General features: G+C 33.7%; 1 pseudogene. It reads left to right on the top strand.

Annotation, left to right across the window (positions count from 1 at the left end):
• A pseudogene (locus ACJ004_RS30010) lies at positions 1-967 on the top strand (group II intron reverse transcriptase/maturase); the annotation flags it as partial.
• Between the last annotated feature and the right edge of the window lie 47 nt (positions 968-1,014).

The following is a 1,014-nucleotide window of genomic DNA, read 5'->3' as shown; positions in this document are numbered from 1 at the left end:
TAAGGTTCTTTGTAGGACTCGAACTCAAGCGATAAAAATGAATTATGCCATAAAGGACTTTTTAAAAACTAGACTCCACCTTGAAACTAGTGAAGAAAAGTCAAAGGTAATCAACCTAAAGAAAAACTCTTCCGAGTTTCTTGGTTTCACAATGAGAGTAGTAAGGAAGGGTAAAACCAGGTTTGGCTATGTAGCCCATTCCAATATGTCCAAAAAAGCAAAGGAAAATGCCTCCACTAAAATAAAAGAGGCTATCAAAGCTATTCAAAAGAATCCTAGTGCAAAAACCGTTTGGAATTTCAATACAGTTGTAATGGGAATACAAAATTACTATTCAGCAGCGACTCAAATCACAACTAATCTTAATGAGTTAAACTCTTATCTACGCAAATCGATATACAATCGACTAAAGCTCCTTAGAACAGATGCAAATTTTCATGATATGACTAAGACGCTACAAAAAAGGTATAAAGGGTACAATTTACAATTATATAAAATACAAAATATGGTGTTCGTACCCATTCATGCCCAACGGCATAAATCGAATCTATGCTTTTCTCAGGATACCTGTAACTATACTACCGAAGGTAGAAAGAGAATACACAATAGCCTAAAAGCTATAAACAAAGTGGTCTTAACCTCCATCATGAAAAGCTTTATTTCAGAACGGTCAATCGAATATAACGACAATCGAATAAGTAAGTTCATAGCTCAGTATGGAAAATGTGCAATATCAGGAGTAGAACTAGGAATTAGTGATTGGCATTGTCATCACAAGGAACCATATCATCTTTCAAAGGACGATAGATTCTCTAACTTAGTAATACTTCATGAAACAGTCCATCGTCTGGTGCATCTAAAGGATAGTGAAAAGATAAATTTATTAATGAAGGTTTTGAAACTCACTAAAAAGCAAAAAGAAAAACTTAACGAACTTCGATTACAATGTCAGAATAAAGCAATTTGATTTCCGAAGAAAGCAAAACCATCGTATAAATACATAGAATTGAATGA

Source organism: Neobacillus sp. 204 (assembly GCF_046562815.1).
Taxonomy (GTDB): domain Bacteria; phylum Bacillota; class Bacilli; order Bacillales; family Cytobacillaceae; genus Neobacillus.
The sequence above is the reverse complement of the archived record's forward strand: the minus strand, read 5'-3'. Positions and strand labels throughout refer to the sequence as shown.